The sequence below is a fragment of the Vibrio sp. N418 genome, from assembly GCF_000222565.1.
GTDB classification, from domain to species: Bacteria; Pseudomonadota; Gammaproteobacteria; order Enterobacterales; family Vibrionaceae; genus Vibrio; species Vibrio scophthalmi.
On the sequence record NZ_AFWD01000084.1, the window covers coordinates 20,783 to 41,380 of the forward strand.

The following is a 20,598-nucleotide window of genomic DNA, read 5'->3' on the forward strand; positions in this document are numbered from 1 at the left end:
TTGATCTTGAAACTTAGCGAAATCTCTTAACGATGTTTCGGCTTGCGGTTACCCGAAGAGGCAGGTCGGTTACCTTGCGCACCTTTGCCCGATGAACCTTTCCCTTGTGAACCATTTGTCCCGCGGCTTTGGTTATTCCCATTACCTTGGTTATTGTTTCCACGTTGGTTTGGTTTAGCGAAACCACCCTTTGATTGGTTTTGACCATTGCCTTGTGGTTTTTGCCCAGAGCGTTGCGGGTTGCCATCGTTATTGCGTTGGCGATTATCTCCGCTTTGTTTGCCACCTTGCTTGCCACCTTGCTTACCCTCACGATTCCCTTCACCGCGTAAGCTGCCAAAACCAGGTTGGTTTTTGGTGTGTTTGGTAGCAAAGCGCTGCGAACCATGACGACCAGACTTACGACGCTGAGCGGGTGTCAGTACATCATCGTTGGTTTCTGGCACCAGACAATTTGGTTTATCACCGATTAGGTGTTTTTTACCCATGTTGGTGAGTGCTTCACGAATCAATGGCCAGTTATCTGGATCGTGGTAGCGAAGCAGTGCTTTATGTAAACGACGTTGGCGTTCACCTTTCGCAACGGGAACATCTTCACGCTTTTTGTATTTCACGCGTTTAAGTGGGTTCGTCTCTGAGTAATACATCGAGGTTGCATTACACATCGGCGATGGGTAGAAGTTCTGCACTTGGTCAGTTTCAAAGTTGTTCTTTTTCAGCCACAGTGCAAGGTTAACCATGTCTTCATCTTCAGTACCTGGGTGAGCTGAGATGAAGTAAGGGATCAAGTATTGCTTCTTGCCTGCTTCTTGGCTGTATTTTTCAAACATCTCTTTGAAGCGATCGTAAGTGCCCATTCCCGGTTTCATCATCAGATCCAGAGGGCCTTTTTCAGTATGCTCTGGTGCAATCTTCAGATAGCCACCCACGTGATGAGTAACGAGTTCACGCACATATTCTGGTGATTCGATTGCCAAATCGTAACGAACACCTGAGGCAATCATGACTTTCTTCACGCCATTGACGCGACGAGCTGCACGATACAGATCGATGGTGTGTTGGTGATCAGTATTAAGTTTGTTACAGATCCCCGGGAACACACAAGACGGACGACGACAGTTTGCTTCTGCTTTAGGATCGCTACAGCCAAGACGATACATGTTCGCCGTTGGGCCACCTAAATCGGAAATTGTGCCAGTAAAACCGGGTACTTTATCGCGGATCTCTTCCAGTTCTCCAATAATTGATTCTTGAGAACGGTTTTGGATGATTCGACCTTCATGCTCTGTAATTGAACAGAATGAACAGCCGCCAAAACAGCCACGCATGATGTTGACCGAGGTTTTGATCATGTCGTAAGCCGGAATTTTTGCTTTGCCGTACATTGGATGAGGTACACGCGCAAAACTAAGACCAAATACATAGTCCATTTCTTCGGTGCTTAGTGGAATCGGCGCTTGGTTTACCCAAAGTTCACGATCGCCATGGCGCTGAATCAGTGCACGACCAGAATATGGGTTGGTTTCCAAATGCATCACGCGACTTGCATGTGCATATAAGATACGGTCGTTATTGAGTTTTTCAAACGGCGGTAAGCGTACTGCGGTCGTTGCCGCATCATGACGAGAAGGACGAATCGTGATCGCTTTCGCTTCAGGCTCTGCTTTTTTAGTTTCACATTGCTCTTCCACCGCGTATGGGTTTAGCGGTACAAAAGCCTCTTTACGCGGTTTTTCAATGCGCGAAGAGTCAATGATAGTGAAGTGCTCTGGCTCTGCCGCTAAGTTAACCGCGGTACCACGAATGTTGGTTAGCGTTGAAATGTCTTCACCATCGGCAAGGCGATGTGCCACTTCAACCAGTGCGCGTTCTGCGTTACCAAATAACAAGATGTCTGCTTTGGCATCAAATAGTACAGAGCGGCGTACTTTGTCTGACCAGTAATCGTAGTGGGCTAGGCGACGTAGGCTCGCTTCAATACCACCCAATACAATTGGGATGCCTTTGTAGGCTTCACGACAGCGTTGAGAATAGACTAAGGTTGCACGGTCTGGGCGTTTACCACCTTCGTTATTTGGGGTGTAAGCATCGTCATGACGTAGCTTTTTATCCGCGGTATAACGGTTGATCATCGAGTCCATGTTGCCTGCAGTAATACCAAAGAAGAGGTTTGGTTTACCTAACGTCATGAACGCGTCTTTATTATTCCATTCTGGTTGAGCAATAATACCAACGCGGAAACCTTGCGCTTCAAGCAGACGACCAATGATCGCCATACCGAAACTTGGGTGGTCCACATACGCATCACCAGTGACGATGATGATGTCACAACTATCCCATCCTAGGGCGTCCATTTCCTTACGGCTAGTCGGTAAAAAAGGAGCCGTACCAAAGCATTCCGCCCAGTATTTTTTATGCTCATGAATTGGAGTGATGTCGTTGTACATATTTTGCTCTTAGTTCCAGTGAGGGCGAATTATAGCGGCTAATTACAATGGTATCTAGCCTTCTATTTGCAGATAACTCAATTGGGCGAAGGCCTTATATTAATTAGGGTTAAGCCTGTTACCGCATGCTTGCGTTGTGTCGCTAAATCCAATTTTAAAAGGCGTAACAATCTAGCGAAAAACCACCAGTTTGCTATTATCCGCGACAAATTATTATTCTCGTGAGCTATTCACATATGATTCAGCAATTGTTAGCAACGTTTGCACCTATGCTATTGGGTGCGCAACTCATCTTAACACTCGTGTTGGTCAAGGGCGAAATCTGCCCAGGACAACGCGGCCGCGTGCATAAAATGCTGACCCCTTTGGTCGTGTTATGGCTAGCTGTCGCTTCTTTAAAAATTGAAGCTTTCATGGTGGCAGCCGCAATCGGTTATTTTTATTCTCAGGTGCAAACCGGAAAAACGCGAGAAAAAGGCCCGTTATGGCTGTTGTATCTCGCTAACGGTCTCGCAGTTGCTTACGTTGGAATTATGATTGGCGAGCAAACGAGTATCGCATCAGGGGCGAATATTTTGGTGCAAGTCCTGCTTCTTGGTGGCTGTTTTGGCCAGCTGTTGCTCGTGGTCGCGCGTTCACGTCTGCAAGCTTTTCAGCGTATTTTACCAGTTGTTGGCGTATTAGCGGCGATGTTGACGGCGATTACTTTAGTCTTTCGAGCGTACAGTTTGAGCGAAGAAGCACTGCTGGCGATCAGCTTACCAACCATCCTAGGCATGATTTTACTTATCTCAGCCGTGGTCGTGTGGTGCTTCCATCTATTTACTACCAAAGCAGTCAGCAAAGGCCAATTGGGCTTCGCTTTGGTTATTTTAGTGGTAGTGACGGTCGTCAATCAGCCTATGTTTGATCAAGTCTTTAGCCAACCACTCGTCGGCTAACAGGCGCTTAAACGAAATTCGATCTGCCTCACTTTTAATTTCGCTAATCAGAGCTAGGCTTTTAACTATGAGCTTGGCAACAAGTCTGTTGGTAGGCAATGCCTTGAAATGATAGGGAGTGGAGTTATGGATTTAAGCGACGTTCGTGGTTTTGATAGCATTATCCTTCTCGGTATCGTCAATGAGAAGTTGCGCCTAGAGTGCGATAGCTTCGATGATCTGGTCAGTATGTATGAGATGGATGTAGAGCAGGTCGTTGGTAAGTTGGATGTTTTAGGCTATCAATATGATCCGCTCACAAATCAATTCAAAGCCTACCAGCGCTAATGTAATCGTGGCAGGTATGATAACCACCAATAAAAAGAGGCATTGATTGCCTCTTTTTTATGTTTAGAACATCATTCCCACAACGATTAGGCGAGGGTAATCCCTTCTAAGTGGCTTTTACACTGCTGTTTCGCTGTCGTGAAGAAGGCTTGTAGATAGCGTTTTTCTTTCTCTGAATTACGTGTTGCTGCAAACAGACGCCGAGACAGACCATCACCCAGTGGTACACTGCTGATCAACCCTTGGCGTGAAAATTCACTGATTGCCCAATTAGGTAATGCCGCCACACCCAATCCCGCTGACACCATTTGCACCAGCATTAAGGTATTATCGCACTGCTTCCATTTTGCGGGCTCGACTCCTGCTGGTTGTAAGAAGTGCTTAACCACATCTAAGCGCTGCTTTTGCACAGGGTAGGAGATCATGGTTTGATCGGCTAAGTCTTGTGGCGCAATCTGGGTTTTATTAGCGAGAGGATGATTGACTGCAGTAATCAGGCGCATCTCAAAATCAAAGAGAGGTTCAAAATGCACTTCTGAACGGGGTTGAATATCGGAGGTGATCACTAAATCCAATTCTCCGCTCATTAAGGCTGGTAAAGGCTCAAAGCCAAAACCAGAAGAAAAATCGAGCGTGACACTGGGCCAAGTAATTTGATATTCCTTCAGCGCAGGCATCAACCATTGAAAGCAAGAGTGGCATTCAATCGCCATATGCAGTCGGCCGTTCACATCTTCTTTTAAACTTGCCAGCTCATTTTCTGCTTTTGCTAGTCGTGGCATGATGTCATCAGCAAGGCGCAACAAAATTTCACCTTCTGAGGTAAATTTGACTGGCCGTGTTTTGCGTAGAAACAACTGACCACCAAGGCGTGATTCAAGATCTTTGATCTGATGTGATAACGCTGATTGAGTTAAATGGAGCGAGGTTGCGGTGGCCGTCAACGAACCTGTCTCTCGTAAAGAGGCGAGTGTTCTTAAATGTTTTAATTCGATCATGAATTCCCTTCAGCTGCATTTCCTTTGCATGAATAGAGTTAACCTACCTGTTTTAATATTACAAGTAAACGTCTAGACGTCTATTTATGTTTCCTTTACCTCCAAATTGTAAATTCCTTGTTGTAACACCATGAATTTTACTCATAAACAAGTTGAATAATTGTCGGTTGTTCATAGTGAAAAGAAATTGGATAGTTTGGACATCCAGACATCTTATTCGCACCTTTAATGCACAAGATGCTCTGTCACAGAATTGATACTTTGGCTTGGTAAAAGGAATTAAAGATATGACAACGACAACGCACATTTTAGGCTACCCAAGAATCGGTGAAAAACGTGAATTAAAATTCGCATTAGAGAAGTACTGGCGCGGTGAAATCGAACAGGCTGAGCTAAAACAAGTCGGGGCAGATCTACGATCTAAAAACTGGCAAACTCAAGCGGACGCGGATTTGAGTTTCGTAGCGGCAGGTGATTTTGCTTGGTATGATCATGTGTTAACCACAACATTGCTGCTTGGTCATGCACCGAAACGTCATAGCGATGGCTTTCCTGATTTGGATACTCTATTCCGTGTTGGTCGCGGGCAATCACAAGCAAACTGTGGCTGCTCTGGCAGTGCCGCATCCGATATGACCAAATGGTTTAACACCAATTATCACTATATCGTGCCTGAGTTTAGCAAAGACGACAGTTTTGAAGTGAGCTGGCCACAGCTTTTTGAGGAAGTGAACGAAGCAGTCAAAGCCGGTCACAATGTAAAGCCCGTTCTGCTTGGTCCTCTTAGTTATCTCTACTTAGGTAAAGAAGTGAAAGAAGGGTTTGACCGCTTAACACTATTGCCTCGTTTACTCAGTGCATACCAAGCGATATTGGCTAAATTGGCCAAGCAAGGTGTTGAATGGGTGCAAATCGATGAGCCAATTCTTTCGCTAGAGCTGGAAAAGCCTTGGTTAGATTCGTTTAAATTAGCGTATCAAGTGATTCGTAGCGATGTAAAAGTGCTCTTAACCACTTACTTTGATTCGGTTGAAGATACCTTAGATCGTATTGTCGCTTTAGAAGTGGATGGTTTACACATTGATGCCTCGGCGGCGCCTGCGCAATTGAACACGGTTGCTGAAAAGCTGCCTCAAGGCTGGGTACTTTCAGCGGGTGTGGTTAATGGCCGTAACGTATGGCGAGCGGATCTGGCAAGCCAACTAGAGACCTTGCAACCGCTTAAAGAAAAACTGGGTGACAAGCTATGGGTTGCAAGTTCATGTTCGCTTTTGCATAGCCCGGTGGATCTTGAATTAGAAACCAATTTATCAGAAGAGGTTCGCAGCTGGTTTGCTTTTGCTAAACAGAAAGTTTCGGAAGTCGCTCTACTTGGTAAGGCGCTCGATGGTGACCAAGCCGCCATCGCTGCGTGTGAGTCTTACAGCGCGCCAATCAAAGCGCGTAAGAGCGCAACACATGTAAATAAACCACAAGTGCAACAACGTCTAAGTGGCATCACAAAAGCTTTGGCTGAGCGAAGTGCGCCGTATAAAGAGCGTGCAGCTCACCAAGCTGAGGTCCTCGGTTTACCGCTGTTCCCAACCACGACGATTGGCTCGTTCCCTCAAACTAGCGAAATCCGTTTGCAACGTAGCGCGTTTAGATCGGGCAAATTGTCTCAGGCAGAGTACGATGTTGCATTGAAAGGTCATATTGAAGATGCCGTTAAGCGCCAAGAAGCGCTTGATCTTGATGTACTGGTTCATGGTGAAGCGGAACGTAACGACATGGTGGAGTACTTTGCTGAGAATCTGGCCGGTTTCCAAACCACGAAATTTGGTTGGGTACAAAGTTACGGCTCTCGCTGCGTGAAACCTGCGATTGTGGTTGCGGACATTGAGCGTGAGCAACCAATGACCGTGGGTTGGTCTACTTATGCGCAGTCTTTAACCAGCAAGCAGATGAAAGGCATGCTGACTGGCCCTGTGACGATTCTATGTTGGACATTCCCTCGAGAAGATATCACTCGTGAGGAGATTGCGAACCAATTGGCTCTCGCCCTACGTGATGAGGTGTCGGACTTACAAGATGCAGGCATTAATATTATTCAGATTGATGAACCTGCTATTCGGGAAGGGTTACCGCTCAAGAAACGCGATCACAAGGCGTACTTGGAGTGGGCCGTCGATGCCTTTAAGATTTCTGCTGCCAGTGCAAAACCAGAGACGCAAATTCATACGCACATGTGTTATTCGGAGTTCAATGAAATCATTGATTCAGTTGCCGCGCTAGATGCTGACGTGATTACCATTGAAACCTCACGTTCAAATATGGAACTGCTGAAAGCATTCGAGGAGTTCAATTACCCGAATGAAATTGGCCCTGGTGTTTACGATATTCACTCACCAAACATTCCATCAGAAGAGTGGATTGAGGGTTTGATTAACAAAGCCGCAGAGCAGATCCCTGCACAGCGTTTGTGGGTGAATCCAGATTGTGGTCTCAAAACCCGTAACTGGGCGGAAACGGAAGTCTCGCTAGCGAACATGGTTTCAGCGGCGAAGAAGCTGCGTAAAGAATTTGCTTAATCTCTAGCTAGGCATCGCTTAAACGAACAAGACCCACTCAATGAGTGGGTCTTGTGGTTAGCAGAGTGATTAAATTCGCTTAGGTGTTAACTGAGGATAATCAGCAGCGTACCGCCAAGCGTCATTAAGATATTGGCGATAGCGTAGGTGCCTGCGTAACCTAGTGCGGGAATGGTCGATTTTGCGTGTTCATTAACAATGTCCATTGCTGGTCCACACGTACGAGCACCGATGATGGCACCAAACAACAGCGCGCGGTTCATCTTCAATACATAAGCACCAACCAAGTAAGCAAAAACCACGGGTACAACGCTGACCAAGAAAGCCAAGCCAATCACTTGTGGGCCGGTATGAGTGAGATGCTCAAACATTTTTCCACCCGCACTTAAACCAATCCCCACCATAAAGAACATTAAACCAAGGTCTTTGACCATGTTCAGCGCCCCTTGTGGCACATAACCAAAAGTAGGGTGGTTGGCACGTAAGAAACCTAGCGTAATCCCTGACAACAATAGGCCAACGGCGTTACCAAGGCCGAATGAAACTTGACCGAAAGTCATGGTGATCAAGCCAAATAGAATGCCTAAGATAAAGAAGCTACAAAAGGCGAGGAGATCGGCCATTTGGCTATGAATCGAGATGAAACCGATTTTTTCCGCCAAGCCATGTACGCGACTTTTTTCACCACTGACCTGTAATACGTCGCCTTTGGCCAGGACGATATCAAGATCCATTGGCATTTCAATTTGTGCACGTACTACACGGTTTAGGAAACAACCGTATTCCGATAAATTCAAATCAGAAAGGCGCTTGCCTGCAATCGAATCGCTTTTGACCACGATCTCTTCTTCTGCGATACGCAGGTCGAGCAGGTTACGGTCGAACACTTCTTTACCATTACGGAAGCTCGGATCAAGACGGGCATGGCTATCAGGGAAACCCACTAGCGCAATTTCATCGCCCTCTTGCAAAATCGCATCGCCATCAGGGTGAGCAAGAATGCCACCACGGCGAATACGTTCAATATAACAACCAGTTTGGCGATAGATGCCCAACTCACGTAAGTTCTTACCGTCAGTCCAGTCGATCAGCTCTTGGCCCACGCGATAAGCACGAATGATCGGCAAATAGACTTTTCGTTGACCGGATGTGCCAAGGCCGCGCTCTTGGGCGATCTTCTGCGCTGAGTCAGACAGATTCTCTTTTTGCAGTTTTGGCAGTAATTTGGCAAACATAATCATACTGATCAGGCCAATCAAGTATGCCATTGCGTAACCTACGGATAGGTTTTCCAGTACAAGACCGAAATCCATATTGCGTGGAATGGTGGCTAGCCCAGAGTTCAGTGCATCTTGCGCGCCTACCAGCACGGGTGTCGACGTCAAGGCGCCAGCCATCATACCGGCGGCTAAGCCAAAATCGAGGCCAAGGTATTGACTGCTATAGTGGGTAATTAGCAATGCAGTCGAAAGCACCACCATACTTAAAATAAAGTAATGCTTCCCATCGCGGAAAAAGATACCGAAAAAGTTAGGGCCAGCTTCAATACCGACACAGTAAATAAACAACATGAAGCCGATGGTGAGTGCATCTGTATCAAACGTAAAACCAAGGTGGCCCATAATCAGCGATGTGATTAAGACACCAATGGAATTACCGAGTTGGAGATTGCCAAAGCGAATTTTGCCAATAGCTAGGCCAATCGCAAGCACTACGAAAATCAATAGGATAGGGTTTTGTTCAAGCAAGAGTACGACGTCAATGTTCACAGGGGCAATTCTTGTGCTGTGCCAGTAAAAACTCACTTACGTGAGCGGAAAGGATTTGTGCAAATTGTAGCTGAATAAATAAAAAATATAAGTAGAAACTACTATTATTTTTATTAGGGAGAAACGATTATCTGGAGTAATGCTAACGTTTTGTCAGATATGAAAAAACCGCTGCAAGCAGCGGTTTTAGGAAGGGGGAAGAGGAGTATTTACTCGTCAAATAGACCCAAGTGCTCTTTCGCGTATGCTTCAAATTCAGTACAGCCACCAATGTGATCTTGGTCGATGAAAATTTGAGGAACCGTCTCAACAGGTTTACCAACGGTTTTTTCTAGGTCAGCTTTTGAAATGCCTTCAGCTTGAATGTCAACGTAACGGTAGTTAAAGTCGTCACGTTTTGCTTTTAGAGTTTCTGCGTGTTCTTTTGCACGAACACAAAATGGGCATGCTGGGCGACCAAAAATAACGACGAACATAGATTCTTTCTCCTGTATTTTGTTACGTGTCACTATGCCTCAATCAATGGGGAAAATAAAGATCGATTTACCTCTTGATTCGATAGGTAAAATCTATTGCTAGAAAAATAAACACAACACACGATTTGGCTCTCGAAAGTCATATATGAGCAGGATCGTTAACACAAAAAGTATGAGTTATAGGTAGGTATAACTCATACTCGTATTAAGTAAATATTTAGATCAATTTTTCAGTTTCTAGTGTCCTGATGATAAAAGATCAGGGTTTACGACAAGATTGCGCACTCCATGAGCATGGTTTTCTTTAAAATCATTACCTTCTAGCCAGTTTTCGACAGAGGCGATATCTACTTTGTTTACTTGAGGGCGTACGCTCCATGTCACTTGGAGAGGCGAACCTTGTTCATTGTAACTAGGCCCAGTGGTTGAGCCCGCGTATTGAATTGGTGTCCCAGTATTATTAGGGATATTAAGGGCTTGATAGTAACTATTTTTGAGGCTATAAGCGGTCAAAGTTTCAAAATCAAGGGCGTTTTTATCATTCACTAAAACAGAAACTTGGGTTTCAACACGTAGCTGAGGATTCATCACGGAGTCGGATAAGCATGAACCTAACGTCGGTCCTGGTTTGACTTGAGCCGTTGTATATACATAGTGGAGTTCAATCGTATCACCAGATTGAAGTGAACTTTGAGCTTGGTTAAATGGCTTTAGCTCTTCTTTGGTTAGTTTACCAGTGTAGAGATAGCCGGTGTTATTACCCTTTCCATCTCCATTTCCCGCGTACTTATTAAATTCACCACCTTTGTGTTCGGCATTCTTGTGGAAATGGATGTTACATAAGTTCATTTTGGAAGCTGCTGGAGCCGTATTGAATACGCGCTGATTTTTTCCTGTTAGTGAATCTATATCTCTAGGGGATTGAGGACCGAACCCTTTACCTTGAGTGTTTTCTTGTAAAGCGGCTCGTTGTTCTGCGATAACGTAATCGTCAACAGTATCGGCAAAAACGGTTGGAGCGGCAGAGATTATTGTAAGGGAAGTAATAAGTAATTTTGTATTCATATTAGCCATAAACCTTTGTTAGTTTAGTTAGTGTCATCAATGTCATGGGTAGTACGATTACTTTGTATTCCAAATGTTGATTTTAGGTAACATGAAAGGTGTAAGTACTTGTGAATTGGTGTGAACTATTGTAAATCTCGACGTAAATGCTAGTGAAATTTCACAATCTTGAATGCAACAAAATGTAAGCGTAAATTCGAGTAGCATTTGAATTATTAGGGATGCACAAACGCTTATTTAATTGGAGATGAGAACATGAATCGTAGTGTTTATGGTTTTCAATTTTGAATATCCTCAAAAGATTTGGTTATCTTTTGCAGATTTTTAAAGAAATTATGTAAAAGGGGACTGTCGCTATTAGAACGATGAACTAAATGTGCGGCTACTCAAAAATTCATCAATCAAACTGAGTAAATTATATTAAAATGATTTGAAGCAAGGAACGGGAAGGTGGGGTTATGTTGCTATGGTTTACAAGCTATCGCCATTGATGATATTAAACTAAATTAAGTTTTGTAATTAATTGAATTTATTTAGTTTAATTTCATTTTGGAGTTTGGTGTATGTTCCAATTTATGACCTCCACACGCATCATATTTGGTGAAGGTGCGTTGCAATCCTCCCTCTCGGTTTTTAACCAATTTGGCTACAGCGTATTATTGGTTACCGGGCAGAAAATCGAGCGAGCCTCGCCGATCATCAATTACCTCAAAATGCAGAACATGCGCTATCAACACGTCGCCATACGTGGTGAACCCAATATCACCATGGTAGAAGAGACGGCGCTCGCAGGACGCAAGTTTAAACCTGATATGGTGGTGGCTATTGGTGGCGGCAGTGTGATTGATATGGGTAAGGCCCTATCTGCGATTATTCCCAACCAAGGTGATGTGTACGATTATGTTGAAGTAGTGGGGCGTAATGTTCCGCTAAAAACTAAACCCCTTCCTTTTATTGCGATTCCAACCACCGCAAGTACCGGCTCCGAAGTGACACGCAATGCTGTGTTGCGTTCAGGACAAGATCGAGTCAAAGTCAGTCTACGTAGCCCGGAAATGTTGGCCGATGTGGCGATTGTCGATCCGACTTTGACTTATGGTACCGATGCCTATACTTCGGGTCGCGGTGCGATGGATGCCTTTACCCATTTGATGGAAGCCTATGTGTGTGGTGAACCCAATCCATTGACCGATATGGTGTGTGAAGAAGGTTTGCGCCGCTTAAGCGCATCGATAGTTGCCGGATGTTTAAGGGATGACTTTAAAGCACGTTCCGATCTTTCCTTCGCGGCAATGCTTGGCGGCATGGCGATCACCAATGCTAAATTGGGAGCCGCGCACGGCTTAGCTTCAGCATTGGGCGGAAAGCTTGCTGCACCGCATAGTGTGATCACTGCGCGCCTAGCGCCATACGTGATGAAAGAAAACATCGACGCGGCCACAGCCGCGGGTAGGTCGGACATATTGGCACGCTACAGAAAGATGGCGCAAATACTCACAGGGCGAACCAATGCGAGCCGAGATGATTGCGTGCTGTGGGTTAATATGATGCTGGAAAAACTTGAGCTTCCAAAACTGAATGAGTTTGGTGTGTGTAACACTTCATTTGAAAAAGTCGCCGAAGATGCGATGAAATCAATGGCGATCAAGGGCAATCCAATCCCACTGACGGAAGAGCGTTTACTGTTTATTCTTCAACAGGTGTGTAATTGTGATGGCCGTTGTGGTGATGAGGTCTCATTTGATAAACAAGCCAAAGCCCAATTGATGGCAGAGTGGGGAGAGAGCGGCGGCGTCACGCCAAGCCATCAAACATAATGACTAGAATTGAGATAAGCTTGCAGCAACAAGCAAGCATAAAAAAACGGAGCCACTTGGCTCCGTTTTTATTTTCCGGTAACGATTTAGAAGTGAGACAACTTATCGTAACGTGAATCTTTTAGTGCGTCTTTTACGCGCTTGAGGTTTTCGCGGAAACCAGAGCCACGACGTAGTGTAAAGCCAGTCGCGAGAACGTCGATCACCGTCATTTGTACTACGCGGCTTGCCATTGGCATGTACACGTCAGTATCTTCAGGAACGTCCAAGCAAATTGACAATGAGCTCGCTTTATCCAGTGGCGAGTCCTTTGCGGTGATCGCAATAACGGTTGCGCCGTTTTCACGGGCAAGGTTAGCGATTTCAACTTGGCTTTTGGTGCGACCTGTATGCGAGATCAGCACAATTACGTCGTTATCTGTGCAGTTAATGCAACTCATGCGTTGCATTACGATATCTTCAAAACAAGTGATCGGAATATTAAAACGAATAAATTTGTTTTGTGCATCTTTGGCTACTGCTGACGAAGCACCCAAGCCAAAAAATGAAATGCGTTTTGCTTGAGTTAGCAGATCAACGGCACGGTTAACTTGCACAGGATCAAGACTGTTTTTAGCCACATCTAGACACGCCATGGTCGATTCGAAAATCTTGTGCGTGTAGGCATCTGGACCATCGTCTTCTTCAACGTTACGGTTCACATAAGGGGTACCGTTGGCTAAGCTTTGTGCTAAATGCAGTTTGAAATCTGGAAAACCTTTGGTGTCCAAGCGGCGACAAAAACGGTTAACAGTAGGCTCACTCACATCAGCCATTTTAGCTAATGTTGCAATGCTAGAATGAATAGCAGTTTGCGGTGACGCCATGATCACTTCTGCGACCTTGCGTTCAGACTTACTGAAATTCTCTAGATTTTTCTGTATTTTTTCTAATGTATTCATAGTGTTCACAAGGGTATAGAGAACAACTCGCTGGGCGAAGTTATCATTGTATTTAAGCTAGAAACGGTGTTTTCTAACAACGTAATTTTTCGCCAGCGCCATTGAGCCAGTATAAACCTAACCCTAAGTATTACAGTAATTTTTCTACGGACCAATTCCTTAGAATATGACAAGCCTCAAACAATATTTTGTGAAAACTACACAAATTCGATCGAATAAGGCTCATATTGCACGTTAATTAGCCTGTGATGATGCCAAGTTACATAAATCAGAAAGAAAATTTCAGTTTACTCAGAGTTTACTGGCAAGCGATTCAATTTTCTCTAGTAGGCTTGGTGCGCCATGTAGGGCGATTTCACGTTGTTCTTCTAAGACACTTTGTAAAATGTCACAAGTAGTGAGTGGGTTTGCAAGTACTACACGGAAGACGATGGTGTTTAAGTCGTCCCAATGAACCGGGTTCAAGCGCGTACGGGAAACAAATGAACGACCATTTTCACGTTGGCGCTTTTGCACAAACTTGGTGAGTTCATTCAATAGACCGTTAAGTTCGGTGCGTTGTGCTGGGGTTGCTTTTTCTAGAGCTTCACGAACATGACGTGGCAGATAGCGATAGGTTAGCAGACATAATTCCGGCTGTGAAACCAGTTCAAAGTCTTCTTGCTGCTCGATGAGATCGGCAAAGTATCGCGCTTTTTCGATGCTTTGGTTGATCAGCAGTTCGTAGCCAGGTCGGCTAATAATATGCATTGCAGCATACACCAACATAGCCATGCCAGAGCGTGAACCCTCTAAGGTATGGCTGCCGAGATCTTTTGAGCCTTTACGCAAAATATATTGTGCATGGTGCTCGATTGATTTCATTGAGCTTGGGTCTTTGAACAAGACCATACCAGCACCCATTGGAATATAAAGCTGTTTGTGTGCGTCGATGGTGACGGAGTCGGCCAATTCGATACCATCCAATAGATGACGGTAACGGTTAGACATCAAAGTGGCACCGCCCCAAGCAGCATCAACGTGGAAGTGACATCCTTCTGCTTGGCAGATTGCCGCCATGGCTTTTAGCGGATCGATATTACCCGTTTCAGTTGTACCTGCGACGCCAATGACAGCGAATGGTTTTATCTTTTTGTCTTTCAGCTCTTTGATTTTGAGCTTGAGATCATCAGGGCAGATGCGGTTGTTGCTGTCTGTTTTTACCGCAACAAGGCCATCTTGACCAATCCCTAATACATCGGCTGCTTTTTTCAATGAGTAGTGGCCGCGTTCAGAGACTAAGATAGCTAAACCTTCATAACCATAGTGTTTCATGGCTTTGAAGAGGCCTTCTTTTTCTACGCCGCGGAAATGGCCTTGTGCGCGCAATGCATTATTACGTGCAACCCATAGAGCAGTGATGTTAGCAATGGTACCACCAGAGCAAAATGCACCGAGTGAGTGGTTGGCACTGTGCATCCATTGCTGATAGAAACCGTGATCTTGTGAATAAATGAGACGATGAAGCATCCCCAACACTTGACGTTCAAGTGGGGTAAAGGCTTTCGATGTTTCAATTTTAACCAGGTTTTGGTTAAGTGCGATCATGATCTTTGACAATGGCATTAAGAAATAAGGTAATGCGGATGTCATATGACCAATAAAACTTGGTGCAGAAGTATGAACGGAATGCGACACCAGCGTATCAAGCAGGTGTTGGGTATGTTCGGAAACAAACTCGGGCTGCTCGGGGATCACCGCGCAGGAGAAATCTTTCTCAATTTCTCGTAAGGGCTTTTCTTCAGCCACAATATGTTCTCGTAGAAACTTATTTAAGTTACGAGACAGTTCTTCTTCAATTTGAGTCAGTGTTGAGTCTGGGCCTTCTGGGACGGTAAAGATTCGAAGTAAACTTTCGAAACTTACGTCAGCCATTCTTTGTTCCGATACCATGCAATTACGTTGCTCTTATCTTTTTATTGCAGCGCAACAATCTAAACGAAAAATAAAGCAATGTCCCGTCTTAATTAAAGAAACTTAAGTTACAGATTAAATGCATGTGAATGGGAAAGGCAAAGGTGCCGACTAAATAAGCAAATTGATGTCAACTTACCCATTTAGTCGTAGATAGGTTACTAGCAGCAGATAAATAGATCAGTTACAGCTCATTAATTCTACTTGTGCAATCGCACTATTGTAGCGTTGTAGAGCAGTATCGATTTTGGTTGGATGACTCAGCAAATCGGCAAACGCTGAGCGTAATTCGTAGTTTTGTTTATGTGGAACGGCTTGACGGTCGGCAAATGTTTTTGCCGCAATTTGACCTAATTCATCGTCACGGTTCGCCAACGCTTTAATCTCTTGCTGTTCTAGTTGCAACCAACCTTCAACCGGTTTTTGGGTTGCCACTTTAGATGGGTCGTTGGCTAAATAATATTTTACAGCGGCTGCGTTGAGATCGAAGTGATTGCGGCGCGCATCCAAATACCATTGGCTGACTTCTTTAAGGTCGGGATATTGTTCTGCAGTGAGTTGCGACAGATCTTCATACCAATGCATTGACGCTTCTATGTAAGCATCGTACTTCTGAGATAGACAGTCATTGTCTGCTGAAAATGCAGCGCTTGAGCTAACGCTGAGCAACAATGCAATCATGACTCGATTCATAGTTAACATCCTAGTTGTCGTTATTGTGAGTATAAGAACGAATTCATTGGCCATAGTGTAGGGAAATTCTGCAAAATTTCCCGCGATCTAACCCGCAAGTGAGACAAAGAACAGCATCATTACTGGAACCAATAAACTCAAAATAAAGCCGCTAACAATCGCGACTGGCACGCAGCGCACACCGCCTGTGGTTTGGATTACGGGTAGGGTAAAATCCATTGCGGTTGCGCCAGCGTAGCCAATAGCAGTACATGGCCGAGAGCGGATCAGTAATGGGATAAGCACCAGCGCAACGAGTTCACGGAGTAGCTCAATCATAAATGACACACCGCCATATACGGGTCCAAACGCGTCACCCATTAAAATACCGGCTAATGAATACCAGCCAAAGCCTGACGCCATGGCAAAACCACGGTAAAGGTCGATATCAAGGATGGTCGCGGCAATTGCCCCACCGACTAGTGAGCTACCAATGACCAAAGCGGCAATGCACATGCCTTGCTTATTGATCAAAATTTGTTTGAGGGTCAAGCCACTGTTGCGCAGTTGAATGCCAATAAAAAACAGTAGGACAAATAGAATCCACTCGCTGGCAGTCTCAACCCATGAAAGGTCGATTGGCAATAATAAACCGACCGCGAGGCCACCCCCGACCACAAAAATCAGTTTGACCGATTCAAGCGCCATACTAGAAAGAGGCAGGTGAGTTTGCTTAGCGTCAGCTTCGAGCGGTAAAAATTTGTCGACTAAAGGAAGCACTGCGATATTGCATAAGCCTAAACAGATAAAGAAGGTTGCCGTGTAGCTGACAATGGTTTGTAGATTTTCGCTAAGATTGTCGAGCGCCGCTAGGCTTAAGCCCATGAGCGCCAAAATAACTAAAACTAACCGGGCTGTCGTTGCATTGATTTGGTCAAGCAGACGTTGATTTGAAACCGCAATTAAATACCCCACCACAAGTGGGGCGAAGATGAATAACATCCCTGTGAACATACAAATTCCTGAAGTGCTATAAACCGCTAGCGCAGATGAGCTCGTTGATTTTTAAACGGAACTCACTATCTCCCAAATTGGTTAATTTGTACAGAATATCTGCACCCGTCACATCGATTTCAATTTCGTGTTCATCGAGGCGATCGTCTTTACGGCGGAACATCAGAATATGATTTGCGATCCGTGCAATATCTAGGTAGTTGACATCAAAATCGAGATGTTGATTGTCTTGGTTGGTCGCGACATCAATAAAGTCTTTATCGAATCCCCATTTACTCAGTACCAGTTTACTCGCGGCAGGGCAGATTGAACTGAATATGCGCAGTGCTAATTCAGGGTCGAGGTAATTGCCTCTTTCTAGATAAAGGTGGTACTCATTCAAAATGCAAAATAGGCCAATATCAGCCAGCAAACCAGTGAGAAGTGCTTTGTCAGAGTCGAGATGTTGATAGTTTGTAGGAGTGGCTAGCTTAAACTCTTTGGTAACCATGACCATGGTGGCCGAGAGTTCTTTTGAGGTACGGGCACTTTTACGTAAAAGTGCATTACATTCGTCGCTAAGGTTAACAGAGTTTTTCAGTTGTTCGATCGATTGGGCGGTGACGATATCACGTACTCGCAAGATACCAAGGCGGGAAACGGCGGTAACAATGTCGGTGCACTCAATATTACGACGATTAAAAATAACCGAGTTCGCGACACGAATAACGACCGCTGCAAGACCGGGGTCTTCCGTCAAACTATCGGCGATATCGAAGATGGTCGTGGTATCTAGGTTACAAAGTCGTTGAATGTTTAGAACGACTTCAGGAATAGGGGGTAAGGTGATTTTTCCAGAGTCAATTGAGTTTTCAAGGAAGTGGGTGAACTCACTTTCGATGCCTTGCTCAATCAATTGTCGGTTTTCTGGCAGCCAATAAAAAGATAAATGAGTCATAGTAATTTTATTATGTATTTTGGGTGGAGTTTACCGTTTATCTAAGCAAACAAGCAATGGGAAATCTTATTCATTGATATTTCACTAAGTTATTCTAACTTACTCGCAGAGTGGTTTTTTTGACGCATGCGAATAACGGAATTCCGGCACTGTGATTTTTGTCTCATTTTTAAGCAATTCGGCTCTTATTGATGTGAAGTATGACCAGACTTAATTCGTTTCGTTAACTATCATTTTAGGTATCAAATAAAGGGTCAAGCTTTTGATAATAAATACACTATATGACCCTAAAAAATAATTTTTTCGCTAAAACGCTGCTATCTGGTGATCACAAGTAATCGGGGTTAATGATTAAAAGGATCAATGGATATGACAGAGCAATTGTTTATTGAGTATGTTGGCAAATTTGGTGACTTCCAAAAGCGTTCAATGTTCGGAGGAACGGGTCTATTCAAAGACGATGCAATGTTCGCATTAATCAGTAGTGATCATATATTTATTCGCGGTGGAGATGGTTTGGATGAAGAACTCATCGCGTTAGGTTGCGAAAAGTATCGTCATATTAAGAAACAAACGACAGCAACTGTAAATTACTACGATATCACTGAACATTTTAATACGAAGAGCGCTGAGCTAGATAAGGTTGTAAAACAATCTATCGACCATTCAGTGTCTCAGCGTAAATACAAGCGTTCTTCAGCTAACCGTCGTCTAAGAGATTTGCCAAATATGCAATTGACCTTAGAACGCATGGTTAAGAAAGCGGGCATCGATGATGTTGAAGAGTTTATTGAATTAGGGGCGGCACAGGTCTTTTCTCGTGTTAAGCAAACCTATGGTAGCGATGTTGACGTTAAGTTGTTATGGAAATTTGCCGGTGCAATCGAAGGTATTCACTGGAAACTTATCCAAGAACCGCGTAAGCGTCAGCTACTCGCAAATTGCCACTAAAGTAGCCGCAGTAATTTAATTGCATTAGAAAATAAAAACACCGAACTTGTTTCGGTGTTTTTTTATTGGTTTTGAATTAGAGTGGCATCATTGAATTTTTGAACCTGTTGCTATGTCTGATTCGCTGATTACTATCGCATTACCCTCTCTTATTCACCGAATTGGTCGAACTTCTATGTTGACGGCCAGAGAGCTTGCCCTGCAATACGAATGTGAGTTGAAAAGGGTTAGACGCTCGCGCCATTGGCAGTTGGTGGGAGAGTTTGCTCAACTAGAACTGTTTAAGCAGGCGCTTATTGATACTGATGCCATTGTTTATCAGTTTATGCTTGCCAAGATCACGACAGCTTTGGTCAATGTTGAACCGCCATTGACGCTAGAGCAGCAGTTAGCTCAATTGATCATCAATAATCCTACAATCACAATTGCTGAGCTGGTTAGTTTGACGCATTGCAGTGAGGCGGAAGCGCGTGTGGCCCGCTTTAATAACGAGACGCTGTAACCTTTTTATTATTCTCTTCTGTTACTGTCCAACTTCTTCAACATTAATTATCAAACTCGACGAATACATTCGAACAATAATGATTATAAAGTGTTTACCTCAAGTTAACTTGGGGTATTAAAGTGTTTGCAACAACATAAAGAAGCATGCAATCACTTAAAGGACTAAGAGTATGAAAAGTTATTTAGAACACGCCAATATATCCGTTGTCGATCCACGTCAAACTATCGAGTTTCTGCTTTCTGCATTGCCAGACTGGCAAGTTCGGGGGCGAGGGCGCTATGTTAATGAGCGCGACGAACAGATCGAGTGGTTCCACATTGGCGATGAACAATTCTATATTGCCATCGATTCATTGGGCGAAGGCACGGCTCCATACTGGACTGAGCGTTTTACCGGGTTAAATCATTTGGGTTTTGCGGTACCTAACGCTGAGCAACTGATTGAACGTTTAAAGCAAGCAGGATATGAACTCGATCATTGGGGCGCGGAACATCCTCATCGGAAGAATGTGTATTATATGGATCCGCATAAGATGCAGTTTGAGTTTGTCGAATACTTGTCACTCCAAGATGACGAGCGTAACGATTACCAGCTATAAGTCATTAAATTAGAGATGCCCACCGCGGGTTGGCTCTTCATCCGCGGTGGGCGTGTTCATGACAAGCGGCAATAAGTCGCTTGTCTGATTTTAGGTTAATTGATCATGAGTGATTTACTATGTTGCTGGTGGCCGTTGATGTTACAGGCGATCTCAACGTGTTTATCACCATGAAAATGCCAGGTAAACTGACGCGCCTTTTTCGGTGCAACGATGATAGAACTGCTAGTGTCATGCTCCATACCGGCCATTTGCGCCATCATTTTGTGATGACGGCTTAACTCATCTTTGGAGCCAATAGCAAATTCATGGCTTGTAGTTCCACTATTCATTACCACAAACTGAACGACATCGTTCTCTTCTATATTGACATCTTTTTTGAACTGGATCGGTTTATCGTCACTTAGGATTACATGGATGACCTTATCGGCTTTGGCACCTTGCGCAGGCATGCCGACTTGAGTCATACCGGGCATGGACTGCATTTGGCTGTGGCTCATGTTGCTATGATCGGTGTTGCTATGGTCGGTATTGCTATGATCCATCTTGCTATGATCCATATTGGCATAAGCAAAAGAGGTACTAAGCATTAAACTGATTAATATTACGAGTTTCAT

The 20,598-nt window shown here is 44.3% G+C and carries 18 protein-coding genes; 7 read left to right on the plus strand and 11 right to left on the minus strand.

Features of this window, described 5'->3' with window-relative positions; genetic code table 11:
* Positions 1-26: 26 nt before the first annotated feature.
* Positions 27-2,447, minus strand: coding sequence for a YgiQ family radical SAM protein (locus tag RH86_RS17120; RefSeq protein WP_009387555.1), 2,421 nt, complete (start codon positions 2,445-2,447; stop codon positions 27-29).
* 236 nt (positions 2,448-2,683) lie between these two features.
* On the opposite strand from RH86_RS17120, the gene RH86_RS17125 reads away from it, so the two are divergent.
* Positions 2,684-3,388 carry a hypothetical protein gene (locus RH86_RS17125; protein ID WP_009387556.1) on the plus strand — a complete coding sequence of 235 codons (705 nt, stop codon included), beginning with the start codon at positions 2,684-2,686 and terminating at the stop codon, positions 3,386-3,388.
* 126 nt (positions 3,389-3,514) lie between these two features.
* Positions 3,515-3,715 (plus strand): DUF4250 domain-containing protein, encoded by a 201-nt coding sequence (locus tag RH86_RS17130; protein WP_005597651.1) that lies wholly within the window; start codon positions 3,515-3,517, stop codon positions 3,713-3,715.
* Between the two features lie 86 nt (positions 3,716-3,801).
* On the opposite strand, the gene RH86_RS17135 is transcribed toward RH86_RS17130, so the two are convergent.
* Positions 3,802-4,713 carry a LysR substrate-binding domain-containing protein gene (locus RH86_RS17135; protein WP_009387557.1) on the minus strand — a complete coding sequence of 304 codons (912 nt, stop codon included), beginning with the start codon at positions 4,711-4,713 and terminating at the stop codon, positions 3,802-3,804.
* A 287-nt stretch (positions 4,714-5,000) separates the two neighbouring features.
* Here RH86_RS17135 and metE point away from each other — a divergent pair, with 287 nt between their 5' ends.
* Positions 5,001-7,283 (plus strand): 5-methyltetrahydropteroyltriglutamate--homocysteine S-methyltransferase, encoded by a 2,283-nt coding sequence (gene metE, locus RH86_RS17140; protein WP_009387558.1) that lies wholly within the window; start codon positions 5,001-5,003, stop codon positions 7,281-7,283.
* A gap of 86 nt (positions 7,284-7,369) precedes the next feature.
* Here metE and RH86_RS17145 read toward each other — a convergent pair whose 3' ends face one another.
* From RH86_RS17145 to RH86_RS17155, 3 genes are all read right to left on the minus strand, one after another.
* The gene (locus tag RH86_RS17145) at positions 7,370-9,052 is read right to left on the minus strand and encodes an aspartate:alanine antiporter (protein ID WP_005597647.1); all 1,683 of its coding nucleotides are present in this window, start codon (positions 9,050-9,052) and stop codon (positions 7,370-7,372) included.
* A 209-nt stretch (positions 9,053-9,261) separates the two neighbouring features.
* Entirely contained in the window at positions 9,262-9,528 is a 267-nt protein-coding gene (locus RH86_RS17150) for a GrxA family glutaredoxin (RefSeq protein WP_005597645.1), read from the minus strand.
* 237 nt (positions 9,529-9,765) lie between these two features.
* Complete coding sequence (locus tag RH86_RS17155) at positions 9,766-10,593, minus strand: delta-class carbonic anhydrase (protein ID WP_009387559.1); 828 nt, start codon at positions 10,591-10,593, stop codon at positions 9,766-9,768.
* 563 nt (positions 10,594-11,156) lie between these two features.
* Between RH86_RS17155 and RH86_RS17160 the strand changes: the two genes are divergently transcribed.
* Positions 11,157-12,410 (plus strand): iron-containing alcohol dehydrogenase, encoded by a 1,254-nt coding sequence (locus tag RH86_RS17160; protein WP_009387560.1) that lies wholly within the window; start codon positions 11,157-11,159, stop codon positions 12,408-12,410.
* 86 nt (positions 12,411-12,496) lie between these two features.
* On the opposite strand, the gene RH86_RS17165 is transcribed toward RH86_RS17160, so the two are convergent.
* The 5 genes from RH86_RS17165 to RH86_RS17185 form a co-directional block, all read right to left on the minus strand.
* The gene (locus RH86_RS17165) at positions 12,497-13,351 is read right to left on the minus strand and encodes a MurR/RpiR family transcriptional regulator (RefSeq protein WP_005597641.1); all 855 of its coding nucleotides are present in this window, start codon (positions 13,349-13,351) and stop codon (positions 12,497-12,499) included.
* Between the two features lie 291 nt (positions 13,352-13,642).
* Entirely contained in the window at positions 13,643-15,283 is a 1,641-nt protein-coding gene (gene panP / locus RH86_RS17170) for a pyridoxal-dependent aspartate 1-decarboxylase PanP (RefSeq protein ID WP_038219870.1), read from the minus strand.
* Between the two features lie 201 nt (positions 15,284-15,484).
* Positions 15,485-15,997 carry a hypothetical protein gene (locus tag RH86_RS17175; RefSeq protein ID WP_005597637.1) on the minus strand — a complete coding sequence of 171 codons (513 nt, stop codon included), beginning with the start codon at positions 15,995-15,997 and terminating at the stop codon, positions 15,485-15,487.
* A gap of 87 nt (positions 15,998-16,084) precedes the next feature.
* The gene (locus RH86_RS17180; RefSeq protein ID WP_009387562.1) at positions 16,085-16,990 is read right to left on the minus strand and encodes a lysine exporter LysO family protein; all 906 of its coding nucleotides are present in this window, start codon (positions 16,988-16,990) and stop codon (positions 16,085-16,087) included.
* A gap of 16 nt (positions 16,991-17,006) precedes the next feature.
* Positions 17,007-17,927, minus strand: coding sequence for an HDOD domain-containing protein (locus RH86_RS17185; protein WP_009387563.1), 921 nt, complete (start codon positions 17,925-17,927; stop codon positions 17,007-17,009).
* Positions 17,928-18,290: 363 nt separating this feature from the next.
* On the opposite strand from RH86_RS17185, the gene RH86_RS17190 reads away from it, so the two are divergent.
* The 3 genes from RH86_RS17190 (at position 18,291) to RH86_RS17200 (ending at position 19,981) form a co-directional block, all read left to right on the plus strand.
* The gene (locus tag RH86_RS17190; protein ID WP_005597633.1) at positions 18,291-18,878 is read left to right on the plus strand and encodes a TfoX/Sxy family DNA transformation protein; all 588 of its coding nucleotides are present in this window, start codon (positions 18,291-18,293) and stop codon (positions 18,876-18,878) included.
* Positions 18,879-18,990: 112 nt separating this feature from the next.
* Positions 18,991-19,380 (plus strand): ribosome recycling factor family protein, encoded by a 390-nt coding sequence (locus RH86_RS17195; protein WP_009387564.1) that lies wholly within the window; start codon positions 18,991-18,993, stop codon positions 19,378-19,380.
* A 172-nt stretch (positions 19,381-19,552) separates the two neighbouring features.
* Complete coding sequence (locus RH86_RS17200; RefSeq protein WP_009387565.1) at positions 19,553-19,981, plus strand: VOC family protein; 429 nt, start codon at positions 19,553-19,555, stop codon at positions 19,979-19,981.
* A 95-nt stretch (positions 19,982-20,076) separates the two neighbouring features.
* On the opposite strand, the gene copI is transcribed toward RH86_RS17200, so the two are convergent.
* Positions 20,077-20,598 carry a copper-resistant cuproprotein CopI gene (gene copI, locus RH86_RS17205; protein WP_009387566.1) on the minus strand — a complete coding sequence of 174 codons (522 nt, stop codon included), beginning with the start codon at positions 20,596-20,598 and terminating at the stop codon, positions 20,077-20,079.